8 protein-coding genes are annotated in these 6446 nt (G+C 40.6%); 4 read left to right on the top strand and 4 right to left on the bottom strand.

Translation table 11 applies throughout. The features are described 5' to 3' along the window. Positions 1-134 precede the first annotated feature (134 nt). Positions 135-272 (bottom strand): hypothetical protein, encoded by a 138-nt coding sequence (locus F6K46_RS26500; RefSeq protein WP_293062628.1) that lies wholly within the window; start codon positions 270-272, stop codon positions 135-137. A 122-nt stretch (positions 273-394) separates the two neighbouring features. Between F6K46_RS26500 and F6K46_RS26495 the strand changes: the two genes are divergently transcribed. Continuing rightward, positions 395-526 carry a hypothetical protein gene (locus F6K46_RS26495; protein WP_293062626.1) on the top strand — a complete coding sequence of 44 codons (132 nt, stop codon included), beginning with the start codon at positions 395-397 and terminating at the stop codon, positions 524-526. 102 nt (positions 527-628) lie between these two features. Here the strand turns inward: F6K46_RS26495 and F6K46_RS26490 are convergent, their stop codons facing one another. Beyond that, the gene (locus F6K46_RS26490; protein WP_293062624.1) at positions 629-1768 is read right to left on the bottom strand and encodes a hypothetical protein; all 1140 of its coding nucleotides are present in this window, start codon (positions 1766-1768) and stop codon (positions 629-631) included. Positions 1769-2118: 350 nt separating this feature from the next. On the opposite strand from F6K46_RS26490, the gene F6K46_RS26485 reads away from it, so the two are divergent. After that, positions 2119-2379: a hypothetical protein gene (locus tag F6K46_RS26485; protein WP_293062622.1), complete on the top strand. Its 261-nt coding sequence runs from the start codon at positions 2119-2121 to the stop codon at positions 2377-2379. 143 nt (positions 2380-2522) lie between these two features. On the opposite strand, the gene F6K46_RS26480 is transcribed toward F6K46_RS26485, so the two are convergent. Both F6K46_RS26480 and F6K46_RS26475 read right to left on the bottom strand, forming a co-directional pair. After that, positions 2523-2996 carry a DUF1822 family protein gene (locus F6K46_RS26480; RefSeq protein WP_075902465.1) on the bottom strand — a complete coding sequence of 158 codons (474 nt, stop codon included), beginning with the start codon at positions 2994-2996 and terminating at the stop codon, positions 2523-2525. Positions 2997-3188: 192 nt separating this feature from the next. Then, positions 3189-4328 carry a hypothetical protein gene (locus F6K46_RS26475; RefSeq protein ID WP_293062620.1) on the bottom strand — a complete coding sequence of 380 codons (1140 nt, stop codon included), beginning with the start codon at positions 4326-4328 and terminating at the stop codon, positions 3189-3191. 408 nt (positions 4329-4736) lie between these two features. Between F6K46_RS26475 and F6K46_RS26470 the strand changes: the two genes are divergently transcribed. Both F6K46_RS26470 and F6K46_RS26465 read left to right on the top strand, forming a co-directional pair. Beyond that, positions 4737-5105: a hypothetical protein gene (locus F6K46_RS26470; protein WP_293062618.1), complete on the top strand. Its 369-nt coding sequence runs from the start codon at positions 4737-4739 to the stop codon at positions 5103-5105. A gap of 551 nt (positions 5106-5656) precedes the next feature. After that, entirely contained in the window at positions 5657-6022 is a 366-nt protein-coding gene (locus F6K46_RS26465; RefSeq protein WP_293062616.1) for a hypothetical protein, read from the top strand. The last annotated feature ends 424 nt before the right edge of the window (positions 6023-6446 follow it).

Genomic DNA, 6446 nt, shown 5'->3' with positions numbered 1-6446 from the left:
TTGCTCGCTTTAGCTCTCTAGGGTCTCGATTGCTAGCTATAAATTCTTCCAGAGTCATGAGAACATGGTGGTAAATTTATATTCCATGATATCTCATTTTTCTTCAAAATCATTTAGGATTGGTATATCAGCTCTCAGCTATCAGCTCTCAGCTTTTGAATAAGCGATGCAGCGCGGTCTTGGGGAGGCAGTGCGGTCTTGGGGGTTCCCCCCATGACCGCACTGCCGTGGTTTCCCCCATGAGCGACTGCATCAAGACAACAAGTAAGCATTGGTTTAATCTGAGTGAAGTCCCAGCGTAGAAGCCTGTGCCAAAAAGCTGAACGCGCACGCGTGAGCCTTTAGCTCACGGCTGACGGCTGACGGCTGTTCGCGTAGCGTGCGCGTAGCGCATATGCTTACTAAAAAGCTTTTTAATTCCCTGTTCCCTGTTCCCTGTTCCCTGTTCCCTGTTCCCTGTTCCCAGCGCCTTTTAATTTTTAACATCCCTGAAAAGGTATTAAGCACCCTGAAGCCATTGAGCTGAATGTCGAAGTTAAATCAATCACATCTTTGCAAACACCCTAGTATATTTTAAACTAGTATAAGTTGGGTGAATTCTCTTGATATTATAATTATTTCATGCCAGCTACTCCTGTATAGACTTTTTGATTTTAGGAGCTACTTCCTTAAGACAACGTTGGTAGAAATGACTTAGTGTAGGAACACTAATTCCGAATAGTTTAGATATTTCTTTCCATTTTTTTCCGTCTAGATAGGCTAAAGCGATAGTTTGAAACGTTGCTTCAGGATGGTTTCTAATATGCTTTTGAAATAGCCGATCAGGGTCTTCATTAATGTATTGTCTTACTTTTTCAGACAAGGGAATATCTATTTCCGATTGTGGGATATTTTCGATAGTAATTGATTTTTTATTTAGTCCAGATAACGTTGATGATAAAGGGAGAGATGCTTGAGCCATCTCGAACAATAATGTATTGACATAAATTGGTTTTTTGGTTAGTAACTGGGATAATTTTAATAAGACAATCAGGATATAAAAAACTTGCCATCCCTGATCTATTACTGTAATTCTCCCTTTAAGTATTAGCTGAAACCAAAGCAAAACCGTCTCAGTTTTTGTTTTTTTAATCAGACGTTTCAAATCCGATTGAGTTCTAAAAACTTTGTTGTATTGAGATTGTAGAAAGGGTTCGTTAAGTTCTTTGCGGACTTCTTGTAACATCACATAAAGACGAAAATTCACCCACTTCATAAATTTGCCCTTGTCAGGATTGTAGACATTGATGTTTTGAAATACAAACCCTAAGGTTCTAATTACTGCATCTTGATAAACATCAATAGAAAAGCCAGGGGGATGGTACAGTTTGCCGGAAATTTGCAAAGCATTGATTAATTCTGTTAAAGCATACAGTCGTTCTTTAGTATGAGTTTTTTGTCCTTGCGCTTCTAGGGCGAGTTGTTCAAGGCGATAGTTATCTATTACCTTTTTAAAGGCCATATCTCGCCAAGATGTCCACTCTCTGTCAGAAATAAATTGTGGGCTATACCTATCAATAGTCTGCTCTAGATCCTGGGTTAGCTGTTTCTGCACTGCCTCCAAAATATCTCGATAAATACCAGATAGAGGTTGACCTTTGGATGGGCGGCAAATTTTACGCGATCGCAAAATTTGCTTAACCAGTGTTCCTAAAGCTTGCTGCCGCTCTTGAGTATCCCGTGGATAGCTTTGCACTTGGCATACCAGCTGCCTAATTTGATCTTTCATTGCTATCAATTAGAAAGACTGACCTGCTTACTTATCTAGCTGAGCTCACATTTTTATGGGTTAATTTACAAAACTTTATTTTTTGCCAGAATTATAGAATCGTAGGGTGGGCAGTGCCAAGCAACCCGATGGGCAAGCTTAGTGAATCTGTCCGATGCACTGCCGACCAAACATCAATCGTTTGGGTCAATTCTGATCCGGAGATCCCAAGTGATTAATCCTAGGCTGAGCAGTGCCAAGCAACCCGATTGGCATTGCTTAATAATGAAATGAAAGAGTTTTTAGGTGCGCTTTCCCCATCTAATTATTAAATTCGCCACGGGTCGCACCTGTGGAATGGGCATCTGGCTGTGGAATGGGCATCTTGCCGTGGAATGGGCATCTTGCCCGTTTCATTTGTGCGCAGGCAGGATGCCCACACCACTGATATTCATTCCTTGATTCAGCAACGACAGAAAATGAGGGTGAGCCTTTTGGTGGTGCGTTACGGGGCGGACTATCCCAACACTGGCTACGAGGCGAAAAATCCGAGGCTTTCCGCCCCTAACGCACCCTACGCACTAAACAACCTTCAACCTTTTATAATGTATAATTTAGAATTTGGAATTTAGAATTTGGAATTCTGCCTTCTGCCTTATGCCTTCTGCCTTCTGCCTTATGCCTTCTGCCTTATGCCTTCTGCCTTATGCCTTCTGCCTTATGCCTTCTACATTCTTAATTCTACATTCTGCATTCTGACAGAAAACCTTCAACATTAAACCTCTCGACTATCGGTGGATTTTCTGGGTAAATCCTGAAGGTATTCTGGAAAATCTGCCATCGGCTGCAACTGCCTTAACGGTAACTCATTAGTTGTAACATTTTCCACAAATCCCAGCAGTTTTGCTTCTGTCAAGGAGTCATTCAGTTGCACCGCTATATAACCAATTCTGTCTTGCAAAACTTCTTCTGGGACGTAAACAAACTCGGCATCTGGTGAGACTGGTTTACATTCGAGCTTGCCATAATTTTTAACCACTAAATCCCCCACATCTAGGAATGTCTGCATGATCGAATTATGGCTATCACTAGAGTATAAATCAGTTTCAAATTCTAGACCCTGTAAATAATCATTAACTGCATACACCGCCAAGGTATTGAGATAAACCTGTTCGGCTTTTTCCAGATTAGATTGCTGTTGGCAACGCTTCTCTGCTAGCTGATGGGCTGCTTCTGGTAGTGTGACCATAAGTAGTATGAGTATAATTTGACAGGCTGGTGTGGCTGAGCAATCTCTCTAGTTTAGCCTTATCAATCAATTATCAACTCTATGGGTAGTAGAATATAGATAGTAATAATTTAATTTAACCCCTACAGTTGATGTAGGTTTATGTATGGCTAAGATTAAGCAGCGATTTTTTTTATATCACTTTTAGCTCATTTAGTCTTCTATATATCTCTTGATTTCAGGGGCTAATTTTATAAGATTACGTTGAAAGAAGTTATTAAGGGATGAAATTTTAATTCCTAAAGAATCCGATATCTCTTGCCATTTTTTTCCGTCGAGGTAGGCTAACCCTATCACTTGCAAGGTAGCTTCAGGATGGTTTTTTATATGTTTCTGCAAGAGCTTTTCTGGGTCTTCTTTAAAATAGGATCTGACCTGGTCATACAACGTCAGTTCTGTTTGCGGTTGTGCCACAGTCTCTAGGGTAAGCGATTCCCCAGTGTTCTCAGACAAGTGTGAGGAAAAAGGGAGAGAGGCTTTAGCCATCTCAAACACTAATGAATTTCCTTTTTTCCGGTCTTTTAGGATTAACTGGCACAACAAAAATAATACTATCAGAATTTTAGTAATATTACTGGCCTGGGTCTTGTCTGTAATCCGGCCTTTGATGGTTAGTGTTATCCAAACAATCACATGATCTAGTTTGGTGCTTTTAATCAGAGCGCTCAACTGATATTTAATTCTGACAATTTTGCCAGATTGAGCTTGGATAAATGGGTCAGTCAGGTCTTGTTGAGCCTTTTTTAACATCTTATCGAGGCGATAATTGACCCAGGCTATAAATTTTCCTTTTTCTCGATTGTAGTGATTGAGGTTTTGATAGACATAATACAATGTCCGATTCACAGCATCATCATAGACCTCACGGGAAAATTTGCCTCGATGGCAAAGCTTACCGGAAAGCTTAAGGGCATTGAGCAATTCCGTTAAGGCATAAAATCCCTCTGGGGTATGGGGTTGGTGCCGTTGTGCTTCTAGGGCTAGCTGCTGAAGACGACCCTCGTCGAGTACCTTCTTAAAAACACTATCCCGCCAAGAGGCCCACTCCTGATCAGAAGTTATTCGTAGATATGGGCTGTCAAGATCATCCTCAAGTTCATGGTTGAGCTGCTGCTGTACGGTCTGATAGATCTCTAGATAGATGCCAGATAAAGGCTGACCTGGACATGGGCGACACACTTTACGGGTACGCAAAATTTGCTCAACCAATTCTGCCAAAGCCTGGTTCCGCTGTTGATTTTCCGGATTATAATGTTGTATTTGAAGCACCAGATGTTGAATTTGCTTGTTCATGACCACCGATTCAGAATTCTTGTCTAATTAGTTATTAGGGTAAATTCCAAGTTTTCTGCAATTCGTTACAAAACTTTATATGTGTTTTTATTTTATTTGTATAGTGAGGTACATAAGTAAAGCAAAAACAGCTAAAATGCTGATTTTTTAAAAAAATTAATGTACTTCATTAGAATATAAAAAAACTATTTTTTTTACAAAACTTTATACTCTGTTGTAGAAAAATTGGATTTTCGGAGTGATTAATAAAGTGAGGGCAATCAAAAAAGCGTAATCCTATTCATGGCAAAACCGATAATAATGTGCTGTGTAATAGGGTTGATTTACTGCTGATTTGCTTACCCCCATAACTGGAAAAAAGATGTAATTCCAGTCAAATTAATTCAAATTAAATCCAGGAGAAAAATCATGTCCACTATTTCTGCTAATCCAGATCTGTTTGTTGATTTAAATCAGACCGATGCTGAAACAGTTAGCGGAGGAGGCTTTTTATCCAAGATATTCGGGGGGCGAAAACGTGAGATATTCACGGTTTCTAACCAAACTCATGTTCGTCTACCTTACAGTGTTGATGGCAAACAAACATCCTACCCCTACCCTGGTGTGGATGTAACATGGAATACTAAAAAAGGAGGAAACATTGCCTTTGACTATGATTTTGGCCGACCAGGGGTTCAATTGCGAAAATACAATTTGTCCAATGGAGGTAAGTATGCATTTCAACTCGACCGAAGGACTCCTTATCCATACGATATCGAACTCTTTCGCATAGGGTAGACTCAGGGGCACAAGCTCAAGACCATATCGGGTCAGGGGAAAAAGTCCCCTGACCCCTTTTTCTGCTCTAACATTAGTCCTGATCGCAGTTTTGATCAGGAAGTAATAAATTATCTATAGCAATCCTAAATCATTTGTAAAATATGCAAAATCGTAAATCTTTACTGGGCAAAGGTTATAGCGATAGCTTTGGGCAATATATTTTACGAATCATATAGAATTGCTATAGCTGAATAACTAGTCAACCACTACAACGCCAGTTCTAGGGATTTCCAAACCGCGATCAGGGTAATTTCCTAGTTTGAGCAGATTCGTTACAAAACTTGATCATAAAAGTTACAAAACTTTATCTTCTGCTGTATATAAATGAGATTATGCTAGTAATTAGCAGACTCAGGGCAGTCAAGAAAGTGTGATGCTTTTAATAGCAAAACCGGTCATTGGGTTCTGTATGAATTTATCTTAATTACGGCCTCTTGGCTTACCCCTCTAAGAGTCACACAGATGTGCTTCGAGGGAACTGAAGTCAAGTTATATCTAGGAGAAAAACCATGTCAAGTATTTGTGCTAATCAAGACCTGTTTGTGGACTTAAATGAGACAGATGCTGAAACAGTCAGTGGCGGCATAGTCAGGCGGGGCGGCGCTGGCCAAAACGAAATCTTCAAGATTAAGAACCAACTCCCTTTCCGTGTTGCCTACATTATCGATGGTCGAGCAAGAAACTTGCGCCCTGGCCAGAGTGTATTATTGTTTACTAACGAGGGAGGAAACGTTACCTTTGACTCTCTCCCCTTCAGACCACGGTTCCGAGCGCGAACAGTCAATGCGGCCAATGGACGTGAGTATGTATTCCAATTTAACAGTAGCACTTTTCGTCCATTTGATATCACCCTCGCTGACAATGGTGCACTTTAGATTGAGGTAAATCTGAAGTGGATTTACGGGGGTTGAATCTCTGAGGTGACACTGTCTTGTCTCAGGTCAGCTCGAACAAGAAATCTCAGGGGCGCAAGCTCAACACAGTATCGGGTCAGGGGACTGTTTCCCCTGACCCCTTTTTTGGCTCTACCATTTCTTGTGAAGATCAGATTTCCCATCGTCGTGGAACACTCTCAACCAAAGTTTAGTTGCGTACGCCTTTTTTTTGCGGTCTTAATATGAACTTTTGTAAATTGCTGCGTAAGTTCCGGAGGTTTCCCTGACAAGTCAATAAAGGGGTAAGCCAAGTTAACTGTCGGCAGCTTACCCTTCTACCTGGAACAACCATTGCCTTCCAGGAAAATTAAGTAAATTCTAATCAAGGAGAACCATCATGTCAAACATCGACAAAATCACTGCC

Source organism: Moorena sp. SIO3E8 (assembly GCF_010692445.1).
GTDB lineage: Bacteria > Cyanobacteriota > Cyanobacteriia > Cyanobacteriales > Coleofasciculaceae > Moorena > Moorena bouillonii.
This window is presented reverse-complemented; position numbering and strand designations above follow the sequence as displayed.

Coding starts and splice junctions, on each gene's coding strand:
- F6K46_RS26500 (WP_293062628.1), bottom strand. CDS start 272: ATGCTTACTTGTTGTCTTGATGCAGTCGCTCATGGGGGAAACCACGGC.
- F6K46_RS26495 (WP_293062626.1), top strand. CDS start 395: ATGCTTACTAAAAAGCTTTTTAATTCCCTGTTCCCTGTTCCCTGTTCC.
- F6K46_RS26490 (WP_293062624.1), bottom strand. CDS start 1,768: ATGAAAGATCAAATTAGGCAGCTGGTATGCCAAGTGCAAAGCTATCCA.
- F6K46_RS26480 (WP_075902465.1), bottom strand. CDS start 2,996: ATGGTCACACTACCAGAAGCAGCCCATCAGCTAGCAGAGAAGCGTTGC.
- F6K46_RS26475 (WP_293062620.1), bottom strand. CDS start 4,328: ATGAACAAGCAAATTCAACATCTGGTGCTTCAAATACAACATTATAAT.
- F6K46_RS26470 (WP_293062618.1), top strand. CDS start 4,737: ATGTCCACTATTTCTGCTAATCCAGATCTGTTTGTTGATTTAAATCAG.
- F6K46_RS26465 (WP_293062616.1), top strand. CDS start 5,657: ATGTCAAGTATTTGTGCTAATCAAGACCTGTTTGTGGACTTAAATGAG.